A 23,793-nucleotide genomic window follows, 5' to 3' on the forward strand; every position below is an offset into this window, starting at 1 on the left:
TCAGATTACGACTTATTGATTGGCGGATTCGAACCGGCGCAGCAGCGCGTCGCCGCGTTCCTTCGCACTGTCCATCGCCTCTTGGGCGGTCTTTTCACCGGCCCAGATGGCCTCAAGCTCTTCGTCGATGATGCCACGGATCTGGTCGAATGAACCCAGACGCAGACCTTTCGAGTTTGCCGTCGGCTCTTTCGCGGTCATCTGGATGACGGCGATGTCAGTGCCCGGGTTTTCGTCATAGAAACCAGACGCTCGGGTCGCCTGACCTGCCTCAGTAGTGATGGGCAAATAGCCGGTGTTCTGGTGCCAGGCCGCCTGAACGTCAGACGAGGACAGGAAGCTGAGGAACTCGCCGACGCCTTTGTATTCATCGGCCTCATGACCTTCCATGACCCACAGTGAGGCACCACCGATGATGGTGTTCTGCGGCTCGGCCGTGACAGCTTCCCAATAGGGCAGTGGGCGCACGTCGAAATCAAACTCGGCTTCGGCTTTGATTCCGGCGTATCCCGCCGAGCTTTCGGTGAACAGGGCGCATTCGCCGGACCGGAAGTTCGCGCCACCTTCGTTGCGGCGGCCCGTGTAGATGAACTTGCCGTCCTTGGCCCAGTCACCCATCGCGGTCAGGTGCGCAACCTGGGCCGGACCGTTCAGCATCAGCTCGGTATCCAGACCGGCAAAGCCGTTATCCTGCGAGGCGAAGGGGACGTCGTGATAGGCTGACAGGTTCTCAAGATGAATCCAGCTTTGCCATGCAGTGACCAACGGGCAATCTTCACCACCGGCCTTAAGCTGCTCCAGCGTTTCCCCGACCTTTTCCCAGGTCGACAGATCGGTGTCAGGATCAACGCCCGCCGCTTCGAACGCATTGCGGTTGACCCAAAGAACCGGTGTTGACGAGTTGAAGGGCAGGGACAGCATGTCGCCATCCGTGGTCGTATAATACCCTTTGACCGAGCCGATATAGGCGTCCGGATCAAATGACGCACCGCTTTCAGCCATCACCTCATAGACCGGTTTGATCGCGCCCTGGGCCGACATCATAGTTGCGGTGCCAACCTCGAATACCATCAGGATCTGCGGTTGTTCACCGGCGCGGAAGGCGGCGATGCCTGCATTCAGGGTTTCCGAATAGTTGCCCTTGTGGCTTTCAACCACGACATATTCATCCTGGCTGGCGTTGAATTCTTCAACCTGAGCTTTCACAAGCTCACCTAGGCGGCCGGTAAAGGCATGCCAGAACTGAACTTCGGTTTGCGCCATTGCCGCGATCGGGGACAAGGCTGTTGATACGGCAAGAGCGCCAAGCAATTTCGTTTTCATGATTCCTCCCATGCATCAAAGGCGATGCTTCGTTGAATACCGAGCGCTACGCGTAATCGGCACACATGACGATTTCACGACGTTAACGTCACAGAAATATAATTCAAGCCTGATTTTCTGGCAAAAAATATAATACGATGTTATGAATTGACCGAGGTTTGCAGCAAAAACAGGACGCTCCATGAGCCAAACCCTGAGAATTAGGCAGCTTGAGGCACTTATGGCGGTGACCGTCAATGGCTCGGTCACTGCCGCCGCTTTTGATCTGGGGGTCAGCCAGCCTGCGGTCAGCAGGTTGCTTTCAGATTTGGAAAAATCGCTTGGGTTTCAACTGTTCGACCGCCGCGAAGGTCGATTGGTTCCGACGCAAGAGGTCCGCTATCTGCAACCCAGCGTAGAGCGCGTGCTGGAATTGATGCGGCAGATCTCGGATGTCAGTCAGGACATCACGCAACGCAAAGCCGGGCATATTCGCGTCGCCTGCCTTCCTGGCTTCGCCACCAGTCACTTACCAGATGTTGTAGCCGGATTTCTGAGCGACCGGCCTGGCGTCACCATGACGATAGAGCCGGATCGGCCCGAGCGCATCCTGGAGTGGATGATCGGCGAGCAATATGATTTCGGAATCACAGATGGGTTTAATGGCCACCCGGCTGTCGAAAGCACCCATATTGATATCCGCACAGTTTGCGTCTTTCCCGCAGGCCATGCGCTGGAAGACCTTTCGACCGTGACACCGGCAGATATTGCCGATCAGAAGATCATCCACACCCGGCGCGACAGCGACTTTTTCGCGCGCCTGTCGCGTGCATTTCAAAACTCGAATGTCGAACTGAACTCGCATATCGAGGTTCGGCAATTCACGGCCGCTTGCGAATTGGTGGTGAAGGGCGTTGGGGTGTCTGTCGTTAGCGAACTGGACGCAGTACAATATCAGAACAGGGGGTTGAGCTATCGGTCTTTCAGGCCATTTCTGCCTCATACGCTGTCGCTGGTGCGACCGGTTTTGAAGCAACCATCGCTGGTCACGCTGGAATTCATAGAACAGTTCAGCGACAGCCTTGGACCTTTCATCGCCGATCCTTAGCTGGATACAGCAGAAAGCGTTGCCCGATTGATTGCCTGAACGCGGCTTTGGGCATTGGCAAAATTTTACAAAAATCGAATTGAGACCCCGGGATTGCTTTACGCGCCCTGAAACTTGTGGGCAAACTGACTTGGTTCATGCCCAGTTCGACGCGTGGCAGGACCTGCCAGCCAGTGTCACACCACTGTTTCGCAGGGCCTGCACAAGTCGCGTCGACAAACGAAAATGAAAGGTGTCACATGCCATTTTCCAACCCCAGCTTGATGTCCCGCCGTCAGTTCCTTGCGACCACCACCGCCAGCGCCGCGGCCATTACACTTCACCCTTTTTCTGCGGCGGCTGCCAATAATCAGGCGCATTTACGGATAATGGAGACGACGGACATTCATGTGCATGTCTTCCCTTATGATTATTACGCCGACAAGCCTCGCGACACGGTAGGCCTCTCCCGCACCGCTTCGATCATCAACGGCATCCGGTCCGAGGCGACGAATTCTCTGCTGGTCGATAACGGAGACTTTCTGCAGGGCAACCCAATGGGCGATTACATCGCCTATGAGCGGGGGATGAAAGAGGGCGACAGCCACCCGATTATCACCGCCTTCAACACAGTCGGTTATGACGCCGCCACATTGGGCAATCACGAATTCAACTACGGTTTGGACTTTTTGGAAAAGGCGCTTGCTGGCGCGGATTTCCCGATTGTACTGGCCAACGTCGCAAAGGAACAGGGGGCAAACCCGCGTGAGGATAAAACGCTGGTCAAACCCTATGCGATTCTCGACCGCCAGATTGAAATGGGCGATGGCAGCAAACACCCGATCAAGGTCGGCGTCATTGGGTTTACGCCGCCGCAGGTCATGAACTGGGACCGCAAGCATCTCGAAGGCAACGTGCAGGCCCGCGACATTGTCGAGACAGCGCAGGCCTATGTGCCTGAGATGAAAGAGCAGGGCTGCGACTTGATCATCGCGCTTTCGCATTCGGGGATTGGCGATGCCGACCATTCCGACGGTATGGAAAACGCCTCGGTTGTGCTGGCCGGTGTTGACGGGATTGACGCGCTGGTGACCGGTCACAACCACCTTGTTTTCCCGTCCGAGACATTTGCCGACCGTCCCGGTATTGACGTTGCAAAAGGGACGTTGATGGGCAAACCCGCCGTCATGGGCGGGTTCTGGGGATCACATCTTGGCCTTCTGGACCTGCTGCTGGAGCGCGATGGGAACGAGTGGCGTGTGGTGACCACAACGTCTGAGGCGCGCCCGATTTCGGTTCGCAACGAAGATCGCTCGATCACGGCGCTGGTCGAGGACGATCAGGCCGTGCTGGCCTCGGTCGCGAAAGACCATGACGAAACCCTGGCCTATGTGCGCAGAGCGGTCGGCAAGACGTCGGCCCCGCTGCACAGCTATTTTGCGCTGGTAGCAGATGACCCGTCCGTTCAGATCGTGTCGATAGCGCAGAAATGGTACGTCGAAGAGATGATGAAGGGCACGGAACACGAAGGCCTGCCCATTTTGTCAGCCGCGGCGCCTTTCAAAGCCGGCGGTCGTGGTGGCCCCGAGTATTACACCGATGTCCCGGTGGGTGACGTGGCAATCAAGAACGTGGCCGACCTTTACCTTTATCCCAACACCGTGCGCGCCGTACGGGTGAACGGAGCGCAGGTCCGAGGTTGGCTGGAGCGGTCTGCCGGAATGTTTAATCAGGTCGAACCGGGCGCAAGCGACGCGGTCCTGCTGAACCCAGAGTTTCCGTCCTATAATTTCGACGTGATGGACGGTGTCACCTATCAGATCGACCTGTCCCAGCCATCGCGGTTTGGACCCAAGGGTGAAGAGGTCAACCCTGGCGCGGCCCGGATCGTGGACCTTGCCTTCAATGGTTCTCCGGTCACGGATGACATGGAGTTCATTATCGCCACCAACAATTACCGAGCGTCCGGTGGCGGATCTTTCCCCGGCGCGATGGGCGACACGGTTGTGTTCGAGGCGCCGGACACCAACCGCGACGTGATTGTCCGCTATATCGTCGAACAGGGCACGATTGACCCCAAAGCAGATGCCAACTGGTCGTTTGCGCCGCTGGACGGCACCACGGTCCTGTTCGAAACAGGCCCGAAGGCGCGTGACTATATGAGTGACGTCAAAGGTGTTTCGATTGAGGATGCCGGTGAGGGCGCAGATGGCTTTGCGGCCTTCCGCATCCAGCTGTAACAGATTGAAAGCAGGCTTATCCCCCTATTTCTGACCCAATGGTATGGATCGGAATTGGGGGGTGAGCCAAAATTATTCTGTTAGGCAACTGTCCTGCGAAGCGGCCCGTCCTGGGTCTAGAGTTTGCGTATTCCGTGGAGCGTTAGGGTGCTGACCAGATCAGCGTAATCCTCACGTGCTTTGGTGCCTGCGCCTGTGTTCCACATATAATACCAGTTCAGCATGCCAAAAACTGACATCGTGGCACCGCGCAGCTTGTCCTTGTCATCGCCAAACGAGTCCGGAGACAGGTCTTTCAGGATGTCCCGGACGAAATTCACTAGATCCAGCTGATACCCTCGTAAGAGCTTTTGCTGATCGTCGCGCAGGGCGTTCATGCCGCTGATCTGCACTCGGTGTTCATCATCCGCACCCTGATAAGCGAACAGGATCTCACGAACGGTCTTTCGCAGCTTTTGCTCGGGTGTAAGACCCGTCAGATCGACCTCGCAAATGCGGTCGCGCAGCTCGCGCAGATAGGTTTCGAGGATGTCATACAGGATGGCATCCTTACTGTCGTAATAGTGGTAAATGTTAGCCTTGGAGATTCCGCACTCATTGGCCAAAAGGGTCATCGAAGCGCGATCAAACCCCTGGTCGGCAAATACTTTGGCTGCCGTTTTCAGGATTTGTTCCCGCTTTTGGTCGTGGTCTTTTGCGATTGTCCGGGCCAAGGCTTAATCCTTATCGCGGTTGTCGATGACGCGCTTCGCCTTGCCCTGAGAGCGTTCGACGTCGCCCGGCTCACCTACAACAATTTCAGTTGAAACTCCAACGATGTCCTTGATGCGTTTGGTCAGCATCCGGGCGGCCGCCGTCTTGGACATTTCATCGGTAGATCCCGGAGAGGCTTCGACAAAGACCCGCATGGCATCCATCCGGCCGGATTTATACAGCTCGACCTGGTAATAAGGCGCAAGGCCTCCAGTCGCCATGACCTGTTCCTCGATTTGGCTGGGAAAGACATTGACGCCGCGCAGGATCATCATGTCGTCGCTGCGGCCGGTGATCTTGGCCATGCGACGCATGGAACGGGCCGTTCCGGGCAGCAGGCAGGTCAGATCGCGCGTGCGATAGCGGATCATCGGCAGCCCTTCTTTGGTCAGGGTGGTAAAGACCAGCTCACCAGTTTCACCGTCAGGCAGTACTTCGCCGGTGGCGGGGTCGATGATTTCTGGCAGAAAGTGATCTTCCCAGATCACAGGGCCATCCTTGGTTTCGACGCATTCGCTGGCAACGCCGGGCCCCATGATTTCCGACAGGCCATAGATGTCGACCGCGTGCATGTCGAATGCAGCCTCGATTTCCGAGCGCATCGCGTCGGTCCAGGGCTCCGCGCCGAAGATACCAACCTTCAGAGAGCTTTCGCGCGGATCAAGGCCCACCTTATGGAATTGTTCGAGGATGTTGAGCATGTAGGATGGGGTCACCATGATCCCATCGGGTTGAAAATCTGTGATTAAACCAACTTGTTTTTCGGTTTGCCCGCCACCCATCGGAACCACGGTCGCCTCTAGACGTTCGATGCCGTAATGCGCGCCCAGACCCCCGGTGAACAGGCCATAGCCATAAGCGTTATGCACGATATCGCCCTTGCGCAGACCTGCGGCCCGCAGCGACCGAGCACCCAGATCGGCCCAGTTGTCGATATCGCCTTTGGTATAGCCCACAACGGTTGGCTTGCCGGTTGTCCCGGATGAGGCATGCAGCCGAACCAGTTGGCTGCGCGGCACGGCGAACATGCCGAACGGGTAGTTGTCACGCAGGTCGTTCTTGTAGGTGAATGGAAATTTCGAAAGGTCAGATAACTGTTGCAGGTCATCCGGATGCACGCCGGCATCGTCGAAGCGCTGGGTGTATATTGGCACATTTTCGTAAGCGTGACGCAGGGACCATTTCAGACGCTCCAACTGGGTGGCGCGGATTTCGTCAACCGAGGCTATCTCGATCGGGTCCAGGTCAGCTTTGTTAGGGGACAGGTCCTCCATCGCGTTACTCCTTCGGTCGCGAAGCTATTCTTGAAAATTCGTGCCACCAATCGCGCGGGACATGCCGCGGAATTCGGCGACCACGTTGCTGTCTTGATTGGTGACGCGCACGTCATAGATGCCGCTGCGGCCCGTAACCGAGACCTCGGTCGCGGTGGCCGTCAGGCGATCCCCCAGCTTGCCGGGGGCGAGATAGCTCATCATCGTGTGCTGGCCAACGGTCGCGTGATTACGGCTGTTGCAGGCAAAGGCGAAGGCGCTGTCGGCCAGGGCATGGGTCACGCCGCCATGGCACATGCCGTGCCCATTACAGTGATGCGCAACGACGGTCAGCGCCAGAACTGCGCAGCCTTCGTCCACTTCGACAAGCTCCATGCCAAACCATTTGCTGGCTTCGTCACTCGCCCACATCGCAGCGGCTGATTTGCTGGCACGTTCCTTTGGTGTCATCGTCATTTACCCTGAAAATTGGGCGCGCGCTTTTCAAGAAAGCTGGACACGCCCTCGGCATAATCCGCGCTTTCGCCGCAGATTTTCATCGCATCAGCCTCGAGTTCCAGATGATCAGACAAAGAGGTCGTCGCCGCTGCTTGGATACAGTGTTTGGTCTTGCCCAACCCAAGGGTCGGGCCATTGGCCAGTTGATCAGCCAGCGTACGAGCCTCTGCTAATAGCTGATCGTCGGGTATGGCTTTCCAGATCAGGCCCCAGTCTTCGGCCTGTTTGGCGGGCAGGGGCTGTGCGGTAAAGGCCAGCCCTTTGGCGCGCGCCTCGCCCAAAAGGCGGGGCAGGTGCCAGCTGCCGCCAGTGTCCGGTATCAGGCCGACCTTAGAAAAGCTCTGGATGAATTTCGCGCTTTCCGCTGCCAGAACCATGTCGCAGGCCAGTGCCAGATTGGCCCCGGCGCCGGCAGCGACACCATTCACCGCGCAGATGACAGGGCAGTCCAACGACCGGATCAGCCGCACGAGGGGGGCATAGAAACTGCGGACGGTCTTGCCCAGATCCGGCGGCCCGTCCATTTTCGACGGATCGCGGTCACCAAGGTCCTGGCCGGCACAAAAGCCACGCCCGGTGCCCGTCAGCAGCACTGCCCGCGCGCCTGTATCGCGCGCGGAATTCAAGGCAGCCTGAAGCGCATGATGCATGTCTTCGTTGAACGAATTCAGCTTGTCTGGACGGTTCAACGTAATCTCGACCCAGTTCCCGTGATTTTCTACAAGAATCGTATCGCTCATCACTGCCTCGGCCGGTATCGTTTCAACTTTATGATTGCATTAACCGAACGGTTGGTCAATATATAAACGCAAGCCGAATCTGAGCAAATCAAAGGGATGGGTTATGGCAAAATCGCCGGTGGTGAGCGTTGAGCGGAAGGGTGACGTTGCCTGGGTAACGATCAACAATCCGCCAGTGAACGCGACATCCGCTGCGGTGCGTCAGGGGTTGGCCGACGCGGTAGGTGCCATCAAAGGCGCGCGCGTGGCTGTCCTGCGATGTGCGGGTAAAACCTTTGTTGCCGGTGGCGATATGTCAGAGTTCGACGCCCCACCGGTTGAGCCACATCTGCCTGACGTAGTACAGATGATCGAAGACAGTGAAGTTCCCTTTATCGCCTGCATGCACGGTACTGTTCTGGGCGGCGGGTTCGAGATTGCCATGGCTTGCGCTTGGCGCATTGCCGCGTCGGGCACCAGATTTGGTCTGCCAGAGGTCAATGTCGGCCTGATCCCCGGGGCAGGGGGTACCCAGCGTATTCCCCGTCTTGTGGGGATGGAGGCCGCGATTGACATGGCCTGCCGGGGCGAGATCCTGACTGCAGAAACGTTACTAGGGCTGGGTGGCCTTGATCTTGTCGCTGAACAGCCTGAGGCTGCCGTTGAGGCCTTTGCGGCCGAACTGCCGCAGCGACCAGTGCCAGTCAGTCAGCGTAGCCTCACCAGCTTTGCACCGGACCTGATCGAGGTTTCGCGCGCGGAACTTTTGAAACGGTCAAAGGGTCAGCAGTCTCCGCTGGAAAATCTGACGGCATTGGGGTGGGCGACCGAACCCTTTGCCGATGCCTTGCCAAAAGAGCGCGTCCGCCATTTAGCCCTGCGCCAAGGTGCCGAAAGCCGAGCCCTTCGCCATGCTTTCTTTGCCGAACGGAGCGTGTCCAAACCTTCTTTGATCAGAGGCGTAACCCCGCGCGACATCAGCCGTATCGCGGTGGTCGGCGGCGGTCTGATGGGGGCCGGGATTGCAACCGCCGCCCTGAATGGGGGGTTTTCTGTCACGTTGATTGAGCAGAACGCCGAAGCCGCCGCGGCGGCCTTTGGGCGTGTTAAGGGTCTGCTCGAAGGCGCTGCCAAACGGGGAAAGCTGACTGAGGCGCAGATGCAGAGCCGTCTGAGCGCCTTTCGCGCCGTTGACAGCTATGCCGACGCACGGGATGCGCAACTGGCCATTGAGGCGGTGTTCGAGGACATATCTGTCAAACAGCAGGTTTTCGCGGAACTCGCCCGGCATATGGACACAAACGCAATTCTTGCCACCAACACATCTTATCTGGATCCAAACCAGATTTTCGCCGGTATCGACAGTCCGGCCCGCTGTATAGGTCTACATTTCTTCAGCCCAGCCCATGTCATGAAACTGCTTGAAATCGTACATACCGGGTATTCGGACCCAGAGGTCATCGCCACCGGATTTGCGTTTGGCAAAAAGCTGGGCAAAGTGGCGGTCCTATCGGGCATTTGCGATGGCTTTATCGGCAATCGCATGCTGGCCGCCTATCGGCGCGAGGCTGATTATCTTCTGGCAGATGGTGCGCTGCCTTATCAAGTGGATCAGGCCATGCGCGACTTTGGTATGCCCATGGGTCCGTACGAATTGCAGGATCTGACCGGTCTTCAGATCTCATGGGCCAATCGCAAGCGCAATGCCGCAACACGCCCACCGGATGAGCGCTATGTCTCTGTGGCCGACCAGCTTTGCGAGATGGAGCGTTTCGGGCAGCGGTCCGGAAAAGGCTGGTATAGTTATGATGACGGCGACCGTACGCCGATCCGTGATACACAGGTCGAGGCTTTGATCGAAGCCAACTCGGCTGAACATGGCATCACCCGGCGCGCGTTTGCGAGCACCGAGATTTCGTCGCGCTTGATGGCGGTACTTGCGAATGAGGGCGCATTGATCATCGAAGAGGGTATCGCCGAAAACGCGATGGCCGTGGATATGGTCCAGATCCATGGCTACGGATTCCCGCGCTGGCGCGGGGGGCCGATGAACTATCGAGATGAAATTGGGGCGCAGCTGTCGCGGGAAATAATGGAGACCGTCGCCTCTGAAAGCCCCGGGTCTTGGAGGATTGCGAGGCAGACCACATCACCATGACTATTGATGGTTACAAAACGGACTATTAACGCAGATTCAATGTATGTTTCAGAGGGAGGAGACAAAACCATGAAATTCAACAGTTTGAGCACGCTATTGGCCTCAGCCGCCTTGGCCGTTTCGGGCACCGTGGCGCTGGCCGCAGATTATACGCTGACCATATCCAGCTGGGCACCGCCGACCCACGGTATCAACGCGAAGATGTGGCCAAAATTCGTGGAAATGGTTGAAGAGGCCACAGACGGTCAGGTCACCGCCGAACTGAAGTTGGGCATCGCGCCGCCACCAGCACAGATGGATCTGATCATGGATGGCGCGGCGGATGCCTCGATCATTTTCCACGGCTACCAGCCGGGGCGCTTTGTCACCACAAAGATGATAGAACTGCCCGGATATGAAGGCTCGGCAGAGGCCGCATCGGTTGCATATTGGCGCACCTATGACGCGCATCTCAAGGCCGCGGACGAGCATCGCGGCGTGAAAGTGATCGCCCTGCATACCCATGGTCCGGCGCAGCTGCATTCCAGCAGCGCGGTGACCACGCTGGATGAAGTGTCGGGCCTCAAGGTCCGTATCCCGGGTGGGGTTGGCGGTGACGTCGGCACAGCGCTTGGCGCGACCGGCATCCAGGTGCCTGCACCGAAGGTCTATGAAACCCTTGCTTCGAAAGCAGCCGATGGCGTTGTCATGCCGTTTGAATCCCGCAAGGGTTTTAAGCTGACCGAGGTTGCCCAGAACGTTTACGAAGTTCCGGGCGGTCTGTATCGCGGGTCGTTCGCCTTTATCATGAACGAAGAAACGTTTGCCGACCTGCCCCCTGAGCTGCAACAGGCGCTGGAGGAGAATGTGTTCGGTGAACCGCTGAGCCGCGAAATCGGCAAGATCTGGGACGAGATCGACGGGATCGGCCGCGAGGCGACCGAAGCCACTGAGGGCAACGCAATCAACGCGGCCTCGGCGGAAGATCTGGAAAAGTTCAACGCGATCGCCGTTGATGTCCGCGCCAAGGTGATTGACGAGGTCAACGGCACCGGTGTTGACGCACAGGCGGCCTATGACATGATCGTAAATGAAATGGCTGCCCAGTAACGCAGTCCGGCTGGCGGGGTCTCTTCGCCAGCCATATTCACCAGCCGGGACCCAATCATGCAATCTCTCGTGACTTTTGCGCGTCGCGTCAGCATCGCTCCGACGCTGCTGGCCTGTATCGCGCTGTTCATCCTGATGGTGATGACCTTTTTTGACGTCATACTGCGGTCTGTCTTGAACGCCCCGATTGAGGCAGCGACTGAGCTGACACGTATTCTCATGGCGATCATGGTGTTTTCGGTTCTGCCGATGATCTCAGCCGGAAAGGGTCAGATCGCCGTCGACCTGACGGACGGAGTATTTTCCCGCTTGCGGCTGAGCCGAGCACGTGACGCTGTTGTATATATTGTGTCGGGCGTGATGCTCATCTGGCCGATCAAACGCGTCTGGATTCTTGCCGAGCGCGCACGGGACTATGGTGATGTGACTGAATACCTATCGATCCCGGTATTCTATGTCGGCTGGTTCATCGCCGGGTTCACTGCGATCACGGCCATGGCGATGATTGTCACGGGCCTAATTACTATCTTCTCCCCCCAATCCTTGTCGGAGACCTCTCAATGACCGCCGCACTTATCGGTTTTGCCCTTGTTCTGGTGCTTGTACTGGTGCGTCTGCCTATCGTCTTCGCGATGGGTCTGGTTGGTACGCTTGGGTTCGCCTACGAACGTGGCGGCAGCATCTTTTCGGAGCGCGGCTTGAAGGCGGCGATGTCGATGGTGGGTCGCCAGATCACCGATACGGCACAGGATTACGGATTGTCGGTGGTGCCTCTGTTCATCCTGATGGGCCTGTTCGTGAACAAAGGCGGGCTCGCGCGCGAGCTTTATGCGGTATCCAATGCATTTCTCGGCCATTTCCGGGGCGGCATCGCCATGGCGACTGTCGCGGCCTGCGGCGGGTTCTCGGCAATTTGCGGATCGTCTCTGGCGACCGCGGCCACCATGTCCAAGGTCGCGATGCCGGAAATGCGCCGGTATGGTTATGCGGATGAGCTTTCGACTGCGTCGATTGCAGCGGGTGGCACGCTTGGCATCCTGATCCCGCCCTCGGTGATCCTGGTCATATATGGCCTGCTGACGGAAACCTCGATTGGCAAACTGTTTGTTGCGGGCATTATCCCCGGTGTGCTTGGCATTCTGTTTTACCTTTTCGCGGTGCGCTGGACCGTCTGGCGCAAACCAGAGGCGGGACCGGCAGGCGAACGCCACGGTTGGGTCGAGCGCCTGAGGGCCTTGCGCTCAGTCTGGGCCGTGTTGCTGCTGTTCTTTCTGGTCATTGGCGGGCTTTATGGTGCCTTCGATTTTCAACCGCTGAACCTGACCTTCAGCCCGACCGAGGCGGCAGGGATGGGGGCCATGGGCGCCTTTTTGATTGCCTTGTCGCGCGGCGGGCTTAGCCTGGGTTCAACATTCGAGGTTTTGAAGGAAACCACCGCGACCGCTGCGGCCCTGTTCTCGGTCCTGATCGGGGCGCAGATATTTTCGAACTTCATCAACCTCGCCGGTTTGCCCGAAGCGCTGATCGCCATGGTCACAGCGTATGACGTTGCGCCCTTTGTGGTGATCCTGATGATCCTTGGCATCTACATCATTTTGGGGTGTGTTTTTGAATCCCTGTCGATGCTACTGCTGACCGTGCCGATCTTTTTTCCTCTGGTCACATCGCTGGGATATGACCCGATCTGGTTCGGCATTGTTGTGGTCGTCGTCACCGAAATCAGCCTGATCACCCCGCCCGTGGGGCTGAACGTGTTCATTCTGAAGGGTGTGGTCGGGGATGTGTCGACTGGGACGATCTTCAGGGGGGTAACACCGTTCTGGATCGCAGATATCTTTCGGCTGGCCCTGATCGTTCTGGTGCCCTGGCTTGTGCTGGTTCTGCCGGAACAGATGGGGGCGATGGGCCACTGATGTTTGCGCTGACCAAGCTGCCTGACGGGTTCCACGATGATCCCTATCCTACCTATAGGGCGCTGCGTGAAGATACGCCCGTCTGCCTGCAACCCGATGGGTCGGTGATCCTGTCACGACATCAGGATCTGGACATCATCTATCGGGACACAACGCGATTCATTTCGGACAAGAAGGCCGTGTTTGGCCCCAAATACGGGGTGGATAGCCCATTGTTTGAACATCACACCACCAGTCTTGTGTTCAATGATCCGCCCTTGCACTCGCGTGTCCGCAAGGTGATGGTCGGCGCGATGAACCCGCGCGCTTTGGCGCAGATGGAGCCGGGTCTGATCGAACTTGTCGACGCGCTGTTGGATCAAATGCAGGCCAAGGGCACAGTTGAGTTGATCGAGGATTTTGCCGGGGCGATCCCGATCGAAATCATCGGCAACCTGCTGGGCATCCCTCGGTCCGAGCGCGAGCCGTTGCGTGAGTGGTCCTTGGCCATTCTCGGGGCGTTGGAACCGCAGCTGACGCCCGAGCAGGAAGATTGGGGCAACCGCGCAGTCCGCGAGTTCAAAGCCTTTCTGCGCGATATCATCGACGACCGCAGGGCCAATCCGGGCAACCCGGAGACCGATGTATTGACCCGGTTGATACAGGATGACACCGAGGGCGGCCTGACCGAGGTTGAACTGTACCAGAACTGCATCTTCATTCTGAATGCCGGGCATGAGACCACGACAAACCTGATAGGCAACGCTTTGGATCTGTTGGACCGCCACAGGGATAAGCGGACCGAGCTGTTGGTTAATCCAGACCTGATTTCTACCGCAGTGGACGAGTTTTTGCGTCTGGAAAGCCCGAACCAGTTCGGCAATCGCCTGACCACTGAAGAGGTGGAATTTCACGGACATGTCATTCCAGCAGGAACCGATCTGCATCTTTGCATCGGCGCGGCCAACCGCGATCCGCGACAATTTGATTTCCCCGATGACATGATGTTGGATCGCCGTCCCAACAAGCACCACGCGTTTGCGGGCGGGCCGCATACTTGCGTTGGTTTGACCTTGGCCCGGATGGAAGGTCGGGTTGCCGTTAGCCGGTTTTTGAACCGGTTCCCTGATTACCAGATCACGGAAAGTGCTCAGCGTGGGGGGCGTATCCGGTTTCGGGGGTTCGCCCACCTGCCCGCGCAGGTTTGAACTAGCCGTGCTGCTTGTTCTGAAATTTATTGACCGACCGTACGGTTAATAATAAGATATCGCAAATGCCCCGCGCGCTAGCCCTGCCGCGAGTAAGGAGAAACCTATGACGATCCAACAGATTTCCAGTTTTGCTGCGGGCGAGTGGATTGCGCCGGGGGCAGGTGCCCGCAACATCGCAAGCGCGGTGACGGGAGAGGTGATCGCAACAGCCGGAAACAACGCCTTGGACGTTCAGGGAATGCTGGATCATGCGCGCAATGTTGGTGGTCCTGCGCTGCGCAAGATGACGTTTCACCAGCGGGCCAAGATGCTCAAGGCGCTGTCTGTTCATCTGGGCAAGCACAAGCAGGCGATGTACGATCTGTCCTTCAATACCGGCGCAACCCAGGCGGATCATCTGATCGACATTGACGGCGGTATTGGCACGATGTTCGTCTTTGCCTCAAAAGGGCGGCGCGAGATGCCGGACGGGCATGTCTATCTCGACGGCGAGGTCGAGCAGCTTTCGCGCAATGGCACCTTTCTGGGGCAACATATCTGCACCCCGTTGAAAGGTGTTGCGATCCATATCAACGCTTTCAACTTTCCGGTCTGGGGCATGCTGGAAAAGCTGGCTCCGACTCTTCTGGCGGGGGTTCCGGCTATCGTCAAACCGGCCACAAATTCCTGCTATGTGACCGAGCTGTGCGTTCGGCTGATGCTCGAGTCGGGCATATTGCCCAACGGTGCATTGCAACTGGTGTCAGGCGGGCTGGGCGACATGCTCGATCGCCTGACCATGCAGGATGTGGTCAGCTTTACAGGCTCGGCGGATACGGCGCTGAAGCTGCGCGCGAACCCCGTAATCCTGGAGAATTCGGTCCGGTTCGTGGCGGAGCAGGACAGCTTGAACTGCTCGGTCCTGGGCCCTGATGCCGCGCCGGGAACGCCCGAATTCGATCTGTTCGTCAAAGAGGTTCAGCGCGAGATGACCACCAAGGCGGGTCAGAAATGCACTGCCATCCGCAGGATCATCGCGCCCGAGCCGCATGTGCAGGCCGTGATTGAGGCGCTGTCCGCGCGTTTGGCAAAGACCACCATCGGGGATCCGAAACTGGAAACCACCCGAATGGGTGCGCTGGTCTCGGCCAGTCAGAAGCGCGATGTTTTGGAGAAGGCCGTGATTATAGGGCACGAGGCCGAGTGCGTCTTTGGCAACCCGGACGACTTCGTGGTCGATGGGGCCGATGCAGATAAGGGCGCCTTTCTGCCACCGATGCTGTTCCATTGCAGCGATCCCGATGCCGCGCTACGTGTGCATGATACCGAAGCCTTTGGGCCCGTCAGTACAATCATGGGCTATCGCGATACCGACCACGCGATTGAGCTGGCGAACAGAGGGCAGGGGTCTCTGGTGGCCTCAGTCATCACACATGATGCTGATGTTGCCCGCAAATTTGTTATGGGGGCAGGGGCCTATCATGGGCGGCTCTATTTCAACAACCGAGACTCGATGAAAGAATCCACAGGCCATGGCTCTCCTTTACCGCATATGGTCCATGGCGGTCCCGGCCGTGCTGGCGGTGGCGAGGAAATGGGCGGTGTGCGCGGTGTGATGCATTATATGCAACGTACGGCGATTCAAGGATCGCCGGACATATTGACAGCTATTGGCGAGAGATGGGTGCCGGGTGCAGCCGAGATCAATGCGCCAGCCCATCCATTTACACGCCGCTATCACGATCTGGCCATTGGTGAGACGATCCACACCGCACCGCGGACCGTGACCATGGAAGACATTGAACATTTCGCCGAATTCACCGGCGACACCTTCTATGCCCATATGGATCAGGCCGCAGCTGAGCGTAACCCGTTCTTTCCGGGCCGGGTCGCGCATGGATATCTTTTGCTGTCATTCGCGGCGGGTCTTTTTGTGGAACCGAACGAGGGGCCGGTCCTGGCCAATACTGGGCTCGATAACCTGCGCTTTATGAAACCGGTAGAGGCAGGCGACAGCATCAAGGTGCGCCTGACGGTCAAAAAGAAAACCCGCCGCAATGATGAATATGGCGAGGTGCGCTGGCATGTCACCCTGACCCAGCAAGATGATGAGCCTGTGGCCGAATATGAGCTGCTGACCATGGTGGCCTACTAAGATTCTTGGGCCGGATGGTAATTCGATCTGGCCCGATTATACTTGCCGTATGAAAGATTCAGCCCCTGATTGGTTTGAAACCTGCGTTAGCCATCTGACCTCTGAGGGTACGCAACGGGTGTGGTCCGTGCTGGTGACGATATTCGGTGATCTGGCGCAGGAAGAAACAGATCAGATAAGTGGTGCGGTGATCACCGCACTGACCAGCCTTGCCGGGATCAAGGCCGAAGCCACGCGTGTTGCCCTGCATCGGCTGCGCAAGGATGGCTGGATTGAAAGCACCCGCAAAGGGCGCAGCAGCTTTCACCGCCTGACCGCGTTTGGCCGTCATCAGAGTGTGACCGCCGCACCGCGTATCTATGCCAAGGAAGCGCCGGAACCCGGCCTCTGGCATGTACTTATCGCCAGCAATTCGGACTCATCGCGCAAAGAATTGGCTGACCTGATGCTGACTGGGGACTACATCTCTCTCAATCCCGCAACGTCGATGGCTCCGGGTCAGGTTCCGGCGGGTCTTGAAGAGCTGATGGGCGTGGAAAGCAGCGCTATCTCTGTTCCTGGCTGGCTTCGGGATCTCTGCGGGCCAGAGGCGTTGAAAACCGCCTATGATCAGTTCTTGAGATCGACACAGATCATCGACCAAGAGATGCCATCTGAGGGGGCGGGCGACCCGATGAAGACGGCCATTCTGCGTGTCCTGATCGTGCATAATTGGCGCCGTATTGTTCTGCGCCATCCCGCCTTTCCTGCAGCGTTTCTGCCCGCTGACTGGAAAGGCCCTACATGCCGGGCGGCTGTATCTCAGTTGTTGGAAAAACTGCCGCGCCCTGATTTGGAATCCTTGGAAGCCGAGCTGGACAGCTAGGTTTTCTTTAGCGTCACCTATCTGATCCGCCCGATGCTGGTCATTCGGCGATTATTGCGGCGTTTCTCTCGCTCCAAATGTTACAGAAAAGCTAAAAAAGAAAAAGAACTCGTAACATTAAGCTTGCCTCGAATCGATGGACGCCCTAAAAACCGACCATGCGGTCAATGATACGGATCAGCACCTACAGGAGAATTAAGTGATGGACGCATTTATTTGCGACGCGACGCGCACTCCGATTGGGCGATATGGGGGGGCTTTGTCGTCAGTCAGGACAGATGATCTGGCCGCGATTCCATTGGCCGCCCTGAAAGAGCGCAACCCGCAGGTTGATTGGGCCAGCGTTGATGATGTGATCTATGGCGATGCCAATCAGGCGGGTGAAAGCAACCGCAATGTGGCGCGGATGGCGGCCTTGTTGGCTGGATTGCCGGTTGATGTGCCTGGAACAACAGTGAACCGATTGTGCGCCAGTGGAATGGATGCGGTTGGAATGGCAGCGCGGGGCATCAAGGCGGGCGATTATGATCTGGCTGTGGCCGGCGGTGTCGAAAGCATGTCGCGCGCGCCCTTTGTGATGCCCAAGGCGACCTCGGCCTTTACCCGCAGCAATGCGGTCTATGACACCACAATCGGTTGGCGCTTTGTGAACCCGAAGATGAAACAGGCCTATGGCATCGACTCGATGCCGCAAACGGCCGACAATGTGGCCGAAGACTTTGGTATCAGCCGCGATGACCAAGATGCTTTTGCGGCGCGCAGTCAGGCCCGATGGGCCGCCGCGCATGAGGCAGGTCTGTTCCGGGATGAAATCACCCCGGTCACGATCCCGCAACGCAAGGGCGATCCGATCATTGTTGATACGGATGAACATCCGCGCCCAGATGTTACCGTGGACAAACTGTCTGGTCTCAAAGGTGTCAACGGGCCGGATAAGACGGTGACCGCTGGCAACGCCTCGGGCGTCAATGACGGCGCTGCGGCCATTTTGATGGCCAATGAGGCGGCAGCGTCAAAGAACGGCCTGACCCCGATGGCCCGAGTCGTGGGCATGTCTGTCGCCGGGGTTGAGCCGCGTGTCATGGGCATTGGCCCGGTTCCGGCTAGCCGCAAAGTTTTGGCCCGCGCCGGGCTGAGCATCGAGCAAATGGACGTGATAGAGTTGAATGAGGCCTTCGCGTCCCAGGGTCTGGCGACACTGCGCGAACTGGGTCTGCCAGACGACGCGCCACAGGTGAACCCGAATGGGGGCGCGATTGCCATTGGCCACCCGTTGGGCATGTCCGGCGCAAGGTTGGTTATGACCGCGGCCTATCAGTTGCGGCGCACGGGCGGGCGATACGCGCTGTGCACCATGTGTGTCGGCGTCGGTCAGGGCGCAGCGCTTATTCTTGAACGCGTATAGGGGAGATGACGGGACATGTATGCTCAGATGGTTAAGTCCGAGGCGACACAGGAAGATCCTGCAAAGCTCGCTGCCTTTCAGTCGCGCATAGACGCTGACGAAAAGATCGAACCCAAGGATTGGATGCCCGAAGGCTATCGCAAGACGCTGATCCGCCAGATCGGCCAGCACGCCCATTCCGAAATCGTTGGACAACTGCCCGAGGCGAACTGGATCACACGGGCACCCACACTGGAACGCAAGGCGATCCTGTTGGCAAAAGTTCAGGACGAGGCCGGGCATGGTCTGTACCTTTACTGCGCCGCCGAAACACTGGGTGTCAGCCGGGATGAGATCACCGAAATGCTGCTGGACGGGCGCATGAAATACTCGTCCATCTTCAACTATCCCACCCTGAACTGGGCTGATGTTGGTGCCGTTGGCTGGCTGGTGGATGGCGCCGCGATCATGAACCAGGTGCCGTTGCAGCGCACGTCTTACGGTCCCTATTCACGCGCCATGATCCGCATCTGCAAAGAAGAGAGCTTTCATCAGCGTCAGGGCTATGACGCCATCCGCAAGATGGCCGAAGGCACGCCGGACCAGAAACGAATGGCGCAGGACGCTTTGAACCGCTTTTGGTACCCATCGCTGATGATGTTTGGACCGTCCGACAAGGACTCGGTGCATTCGACGCAGTCGATGAAATGGAAGATTAAGATGAACACCAATGACGAGCTGCGTCAGAAATTCGTCGATCAGACTGTGCCACAGGCCGAGTATCTGGGCCTGACCATCCCTGACCCAAAGCTGAATTGGAACGACGATCGCGGCCATTATGATTTCTCAGAACCCGACTGGTCTGAGTTCTTCGATGTCATCAGTGGCAATGGCCCCTGCAACACCGACCGGCTGGCCGCCCGAAACCAAGCCTGGGACGACGGCAAATGGGTGCGCGACGGGCTGATGGCCCATGCCGAAAAGAAACGCTCTGGCACAGTGGCTGCCGAATAAGTCGACCCTGAGGAGGAAACCCGATGAAAAACGAATGGCCCTTGTGGGAAGTCTTTATCCGCGGTCAGCATGGTATGAGTCACCGTCACGTCGGCTCGTTGCATGCCCCTGACGCGGAGATGGCCATCAAGAACGCGCGCGATGTCTATACCCGCCGCAACGAAGGTGTGTCGATCTGGGTGGTCGAGGCGAATAATATCTCGGCCTCCTCGCCCAGCGACAAGGGCCCATTATACGAGCCCAGCGAAAGCAAGGTCTATCGTCACCCGACCTTTTTCGACATCCCCGATGAAGTGGGGGCCATGTGATGGACCGGGACGCGGCATTTGTACAATTCCTTCTACGGATGGGCGACAACGACCTGGTCCTTGGCCATCGCGTCAGTGAATGGTGCGGCCATGCGCCGGTGCTGGAAGAGGATATCGCACTGGCCAACACGGCCTTGGACCTGATCGGGCAGACTCAGATGTGGTTGGGTCTGGCGGGGGAAATCCAAGGCGGCAAAACCGCTGACGATCTGGCCTTCCTGCGCGATGCCTGGGATTTCCGCAATGTGCTGCTGGTCGAGGTTCCCAATGGGGATTTTGGCCGGACCCTGATGCGCCAGTTCCTGTTCGATGCATGGCATTCCATCATGCTGGGACGCTTGCTCAACTCTACGGATGACCGTGTCGCGGCCATTGCCGCGAAAGCCAGCAAAGAGGTGGCATATCACCTGGAACGCTCGGGCGACACGGTGGTTGGTCTGGGGGACGGAACAGCGGAAAGCCACGCCCGGATGCAGTCGGCTCTGGACTACCTGTGGCCGTATGTCGGTGAGATGTTCACCAGCGACGAAGTTGACGTCGAGATGGTCGCGGCGGGCATTGCGCCGAACCCCGCGGATCTGCGCGCGGAGTTTGACGCTTTAGTGCAGCGGATCCTGTCCGAGGCGACCTTGACGATCCCGGAAGGCGCGTTTGCCCATAAAGGTGGGCGTGACGGGCGGATGCATACGGAACATCTGGGTCATCTGTTGACACAGATGCAGTGGCTGCAACGCGCCTATCCCGAAGCAAGCTGGTAACGCCGATGGATCGGGCATCGACCAAACAAATCTGGGAATGGCTGGATGCTGTTCCTGACCCTGAAATTCCGGTGATTTCGGTGGTCGATCTTGGCATTGTGCGCGATGTGCAGTGGCAGGACGAGACGTTGAAGGTGACGGTCACTCCAACCTATTCCGGCTGTCCGGCAACATCCATTATCAGCCTGGATATCGAAACCGCCTTGCACGATCGCGGGATCAGTGACGTGCAGATCGAAACCAGCATCGCCCCGGCCTGGACCACCGACTGGCTCAGCGAAAAGGGCCGCGCCCGGTTGGAAGACTATGGCATTGCCCCGCCGCAACCGGCAGGCGGCCCGGATCGCTGTCCACGCTGCGGCAGCAAAGCGGTCGAGAAGGTCAGCCAGTTCGGTTCGACGCCTTGCAAGGCGCATTGGCGATGCACCGACTGCCTGGAACCATTTGACTATTTCAAGTGCATCTGAGGAGGACCACCGGATGGCACGTTTCCACGACCTGAAAGTCACAGATATCCACAAAACCACTCGCGATGCGGTGGTGGTGACACTGGAACCTGTGAACGGCGCTGCAGATCAGTTCGATTTCACCGCCGGTCAATATCTGACATTTCGTCGCGAATTTGAGGGCGAAGAACTGCGCCGGTCCTACTCGATCTGCGCGGGCAAGGATGAAGGCGTGCTGCAGGTTGGCATCAAACGCGTTGAAGGCGGCGCCTTTTCCGGATGGGCGAATACTGAACTGAATATCGGCGACATCGTCGAGGCCATGCCGCCGATGGGCAGCTTTCATACTCCGATAGATGCGGGTGCGGAAAAGCAATATCTGGGCTTTGCAGGGGGCTCGGGGATTACGCCGGTGCTGTCGATCCTCAAAACGACCCTCGCACAGGAACCGCAATCACGCTTTACCCTTATCTATGCCAATAAGGGCATCAACACGATCATGTTCCGCGAGGATCTCGAAGACCTCAAGAACCTCTATATGGGTCGCCTCAACGTGATCCACGTTCTTGAGACGGATTCACAAGAGATCGAGCTGTTCACCGGTTTGGTGACCCAGGAAAAATGCGCGCAGCTGTTCAAACATTGGGTCGATATCGACCATGTCGACACCGCATTTATCTGCGGCCCGGAACCGATGATGCTGGGCATTGCCGCCGCATTGCGCGAACACGGACTGGATGACAGCCAGATCAAGTTTGAACTGTTCGCCAGCGCCCAGCCCGGACGGGCCAAGGCTAAGCCCGTTTCGGCAGAAACGGGTACGCAGGGCAATCAAAGCAGCGCGTCGATCACGCTGGATGGATCCACTCAGACCGTGACCATACCCAAGGACCAATCCATCCTTGAGGCGGCCCTGGCAAACGCTATGGATGCCCCGTTTGCCTGCAAGGCGGGTGTCTGTTCGACCTGCCGCTGCAAGGTGCTTGAGGGTGAGGTCGAGATGCTCGCCAATCACGCGCTGGAAGATTACGAAGTGGAAAAAGGCTATGTGCTAAGCTGCCAGGCCTATCCGGTAACAGACCGCGTGGTCGTCGATTACGACCGGTAGAAAGGGGGCAGATATGTCCGATTCAATGACACTCGACAGCTATCTGGCCGCAGGCGGTGTTCTGACCAACCCATCGAACGTGCCGCCTCGCTATCGGGCCGAGCTGATGAAGCTGATGGCGACATTTGTCGACAGCGAACTGGCTGGGGCTGCCGGGTTTGCCGACATCATCAATCAGGGGCCGGGGATCAAGGAACGGATCGCCGCCGCAAAGATCGTGCTGGAAAAGTCAGACCACGCAAATTGTGTTCTCAGCATCATGGGCGAATTTGGCGCAGATACCGAACGCTATGCCAATCACCATCCTTGGACCATGCGCTTGTCGCGGGATGCGGATATAGGGGCCACCCGGTCCGAGCATGACATGCGTCTGGCGGTGTTCAACTATCCGCTGTCCGGCTGGACAGACGCTGTGGTCATGAACCTGCTGATGAGCCGCGCGGTGGCCGAACAACTGGCCGAGTATTCCACCATCTCGTATCAGCCTCTGGCCGAAGCCTTCCGATCCATCGCCCCGGTCGAGGCACATCATGGCGAGCTGGCGTTGGAAGGGGCGGTCAAACTGATCGAGAACGGTGCGGCGGACGACATGCAGAACTCGGTCACTTACTGGTGGCCTCGGGTTGCGGTGTCCTTCGGCGGCGATGACCCGAAACGGTTCGAGCTGTTGAAATCAATGGGCCTGCGTCGCAACACAAACAGCGCATTGCAGGACCGTTGGGGCCAGACAATGGCTGCAACTCTGGCAACGCTTGGCCTCAAATCGCCTGCTTGAACGAAAGCGCCCTAGGCGGACACCCTTCTCGCTCTATCCAAAGAGCCGTCCGAACTGAGGGTTGAGGTCCTCAATGCCGGCCAATCGAAGCATATGCCAGGCAAGCGCCTGATTACTGGAAATGACTGGAATCCCGATCTTTTCTTCTGCCTGAACAATGACGTCAAGGCATCGCAGGTTCGTGCAAGAGACAATGACAGCATCGCAGGGCGCTTGAGCCGCGACCTTTTCAATAGCGTCAAGGATCGACCCTTCTGTGATCCGCGCAACAACGCGATCATTTCCTTCCTCGAACGACCCGAAACCTGCGATTTCGAAACCGGCCTGTTCCAGCTTTGTGCGCATCCCAGCGGAAACTTCGTGAATATAGGGGGTGACGAAGCCCAATCGTCGGGCTCCTAAATGCTGACCGGCAGCGATGATTGCCGCCAACGGATCTGTCACACGTGCATCCGGGCAGACCGTCTTTATCACCTTGGCCACATTCTCGGACCCGATCACGGTCGAGGCCGAGGTACAGCCAAATCCGATTGCATCAAAGCTGAGCGATGGTGGCAAAAGCCGTGCCGTCGCAGGCAAGTCCTGTTCCATCCGTGCCAATGTGTCGGGTCGGATTTCGGGCACCATCGGAATCCGGCTGTGATAGAGCGCGACACCAGCTAGGCACATGATCCGAGAGAATTCGTTCTCTAACGTCTCGTCAGTCTCAAGAACAATCACACCCAGATTGGCGCGGGTGCCAATGCCTTCGTCTGTTTCGAAATCAAGCTTCATGATT

General features: G+C 57.8%; 22 protein-coding genes. 16 read left to right on the forward strand and 6 right to left on the reverse strand.

All coding sequences use genetic code 11. The annotated features are described in order from the left end of the window. Positions 1–12 precede the first annotated feature (12 nt). On the reverse strand, positions 13–1,323 hold the full coding sequence (gene ugpB / locus AC2FGB_RS07100) for a sn-glycerol-3-phosphate ABC transporter substrate-binding protein UgpB (protein WP_496689198.1): 1,311 nt from the start codon (positions 1,321–1,323) through the stop codon (positions 13–15). 181 nt (positions 1,324–1,504) lie between these two features. On the opposite strand from ugpB, the gene AC2FGB_RS07105 reads away from it, so the two are divergent. Both AC2FGB_RS07105 and AC2FGB_RS07110 read left to right on the forward strand, forming a co-directional pair. Continuing rightward, positions 1,505–2,410, forward strand: coding sequence for a LysR substrate-binding domain-containing protein (locus AC2FGB_RS07105; RefSeq protein WP_281972852.1), 906 nt, complete (start codon positions 1,505–1,507; stop codon positions 2,408–2,410). Between the two features lie 239 nt (positions 2,411–2,649). Beyond that, positions 2,650–4,629 (forward strand): bifunctional 2',3'-cyclic-nucleotide 2'-phosphodiesterase/3'-nucleotidase, encoded by a 1,980-nt coding sequence (locus tag AC2FGB_RS07110; protein ID WP_282021800.1) that lies wholly within the window; start codon positions 2,650–2,652, stop codon positions 4,627–4,629. A gap of 116 nt (positions 4,630–4,745) precedes the next feature. Here the strand turns inward: AC2FGB_RS07110 and AC2FGB_RS07115 are convergent, their stop codons facing one another. Genes AC2FGB_RS07115 through paaG form a run of 4 tightly spaced genes read right to left on the reverse strand, consistent with a single transcriptional unit; the run spans position 4,746 to position 7,894 of the window. Continuing rightward, on the reverse strand, positions 4,746–5,342 hold the full coding sequence (locus tag AC2FGB_RS07115; RefSeq protein WP_142639893.1) for a TetR/AcrR family transcriptional regulator: 597 nt from the start codon (positions 5,340–5,342) through the stop codon (positions 4,746–4,748). A 3-nt stretch (positions 5,343–5,345) separates the two neighbouring features. Further along, entirely contained in the window at positions 5,346–6,656 is a 1,311-nt protein-coding gene (gene paaK / locus AC2FGB_RS07120) for a phenylacetate--CoA ligase PaaK (RefSeq protein WP_142639891.1), read from the reverse strand. Positions 6,657–6,680: 24 nt separating this feature from the next. After that, on the reverse strand, positions 6,681–7,106 hold the full coding sequence (paaI, locus tag AC2FGB_RS07125; RefSeq protein WP_142639944.1) for a hydroxyphenylacetyl-CoA thioesterase PaaI: 426 nt from the start codon (positions 7,104–7,106) through the stop codon (positions 6,681–6,683). Positions 7,107–7,108: 2 nt separating this feature from the next. After that, on the reverse strand, positions 7,109–7,894 hold the full coding sequence (gene paaG, locus AC2FGB_RS07130) for a 2-(1,2-epoxy-1,2-dihydrophenyl)acetyl-CoA isomerase PaaG (protein ID WP_496693797.1): 786 nt from the start codon (positions 7,892–7,894) through the stop codon (positions 7,109–7,111). Positions 7,895–7,997: 103 nt separating this feature from the next. Between paaG and AC2FGB_RS07135 the strand changes: the two genes are divergently transcribed. The 14 genes from AC2FGB_RS07135 to AC2FGB_RS07200 all read left to right on the forward strand — a co-directional run bounded on the left by AC2FGB_RS07135 (position 7,998) and on the right by AC2FGB_RS07200 (position 23,015). Further along, positions 7,998–10,031 (forward strand): FAD-dependent oxidoreductase, encoded by a 2,034-nt coding sequence (locus AC2FGB_RS07135; protein ID WP_281995145.1) that lies wholly within the window; start codon positions 7,998–8,000, stop codon positions 10,029–10,031. Positions 10,032–10,100: 69 nt separating this feature from the next. Then, positions 10,101–11,120, forward strand: a complete 1,020-nt coding sequence (locus AC2FGB_RS07140; protein WP_271949076.1) for a TRAP transporter substrate-binding protein — start codon at positions 10,101–10,103, stop codon at positions 11,118–11,120. 57 nt (positions 11,121–11,177) lie between these two features. Beyond that, positions 11,178–11,684 (forward strand): TRAP transporter small permease, encoded by a 507-nt coding sequence (locus tag AC2FGB_RS07145; protein WP_496689208.1) that lies wholly within the window; start codon positions 11,178–11,180, stop codon positions 11,682–11,684. Then, the gene (locus AC2FGB_RS07150) at positions 11,681–13,033 is read left to right on the forward strand and encodes a TRAP transporter large permease (protein WP_496693796.1); all 1,353 of its coding nucleotides are present in this window, start codon (positions 11,681–11,683) and stop codon (positions 13,031–13,033) included. The genes AC2FGB_RS07145 and AC2FGB_RS07150 overlap by 4 nt, the downstream gene beginning before the upstream one ends. Next, a complete protein-coding gene (locus tag AC2FGB_RS07155; protein WP_496689210.1) occupies positions 13,033–14,220 on the forward strand; it encodes a cytochrome P450 in 1,188 nt (395 codons plus the stop codon). The genes AC2FGB_RS07150 and AC2FGB_RS07155 overlap by 1 nt, the downstream gene beginning before the upstream one ends. A 106-nt stretch (positions 14,221–14,326) precedes the next feature. Then, positions 14,327–16,357, forward strand: a complete 2,031-nt coding sequence (gene paaZ, locus AC2FGB_RS07160) for a phenylacetic acid degradation bifunctional protein PaaZ (RefSeq protein ID WP_496689211.1) — start codon at positions 14,327–14,329, stop codon at positions 16,355–16,357. A 49-nt stretch (positions 16,358–16,406) separates the two neighbouring features. Further along, the gene (locus AC2FGB_RS07165; RefSeq protein WP_496693795.1) at positions 16,407–17,222 is read left to right on the forward strand and encodes a PaaX family transcriptional regulator C-terminal domain-containing protein; all 816 of its coding nucleotides are present in this window, start codon (positions 16,407–16,409) and stop codon (positions 17,220–17,222) included. Between the two features lie 202 nt (positions 17,223–17,424). Then, positions 17,425–18,627, forward strand: coding sequence for a 3-oxoadipyl-CoA thiolase (gene pcaF / locus AC2FGB_RS07170; RefSeq protein ID WP_282021795.1), 1,203 nt, complete (start codon positions 17,425–17,427; stop codon positions 18,625–18,627). Positions 18,628–18,642: 15 nt separating this feature from the next. Further along, the gene (paaA, locus tag AC2FGB_RS07175; RefSeq protein WP_496689215.1) at positions 18,643–19,620 is read left to right on the forward strand and encodes a 1,2-phenylacetyl-CoA epoxidase subunit PaaA; all 978 of its coding nucleotides are present in this window, start codon (positions 18,643–18,645) and stop codon (positions 19,618–19,620) included. Between the two features lie 23 nt (positions 19,621–19,643). After that, positions 19,644–19,928, forward strand: a complete 285-nt coding sequence (paaB, locus tag AC2FGB_RS07180) for a 1,2-phenylacetyl-CoA epoxidase subunit PaaB (protein ID WP_142639870.1) — start codon at positions 19,644–19,646, stop codon at positions 19,926–19,928. Then, positions 19,928–20,686 (forward strand): 1,2-phenylacetyl-CoA epoxidase subunit PaaC, encoded by a 759-nt coding sequence (paaC, locus tag AC2FGB_RS07185; protein WP_496689217.1) that lies wholly within the window; start codon positions 19,928–19,930, stop codon positions 20,684–20,686. The genes paaB and paaC overlap by 1 nt, the downstream gene beginning before the upstream one ends. A 5-nt stretch (positions 20,687–20,691) precedes the next feature. Next, entirely contained in the window at positions 20,692–21,153 is a 462-nt protein-coding gene (gene paaD / locus AC2FGB_RS07190; protein ID WP_142639942.1) for a 1,2-phenylacetyl-CoA epoxidase subunit PaaD, read from the forward strand. 13 nt (positions 21,154–21,166) lie between these two features. Further along, positions 21,167–22,240 carry a 2Fe-2S iron-sulfur cluster-binding protein gene (locus AC2FGB_RS07195; protein ID WP_496693794.1) on the forward strand — a complete coding sequence of 358 codons (1,074 nt, stop codon included), beginning with the start codon at positions 21,167–21,169 and terminating at the stop codon, positions 22,238–22,240. A 13-nt stretch (positions 22,241–22,253) separates the two neighbouring features. Further along, positions 22,254–23,015, forward strand: coding sequence for a Phenylacetic acid catabolic protein (locus AC2FGB_RS07200; protein WP_271949049.1), 762 nt, complete (start codon positions 22,254–22,256; stop codon positions 23,013–23,015). 33 nt (positions 23,016–23,048) lie between these two features. Here the strand turns inward: AC2FGB_RS07200 and AC2FGB_RS07205 are convergent, their stop codons facing one another. After that, positions 23,049–23,789: a maleate cis-trans isomerase family protein gene (locus AC2FGB_RS07205; RefSeq protein ID WP_496693793.1), complete on the reverse strand. Its 741-nt coding sequence runs from the start codon at positions 23,787–23,789 to the stop codon at positions 23,049–23,051. Positions 23,790–23,793 lie beyond the last annotated feature (4 nt).

The sequence above is a fragment of the Ruegeria sp. CDSC021 genome, assembly GCF_059610845.1.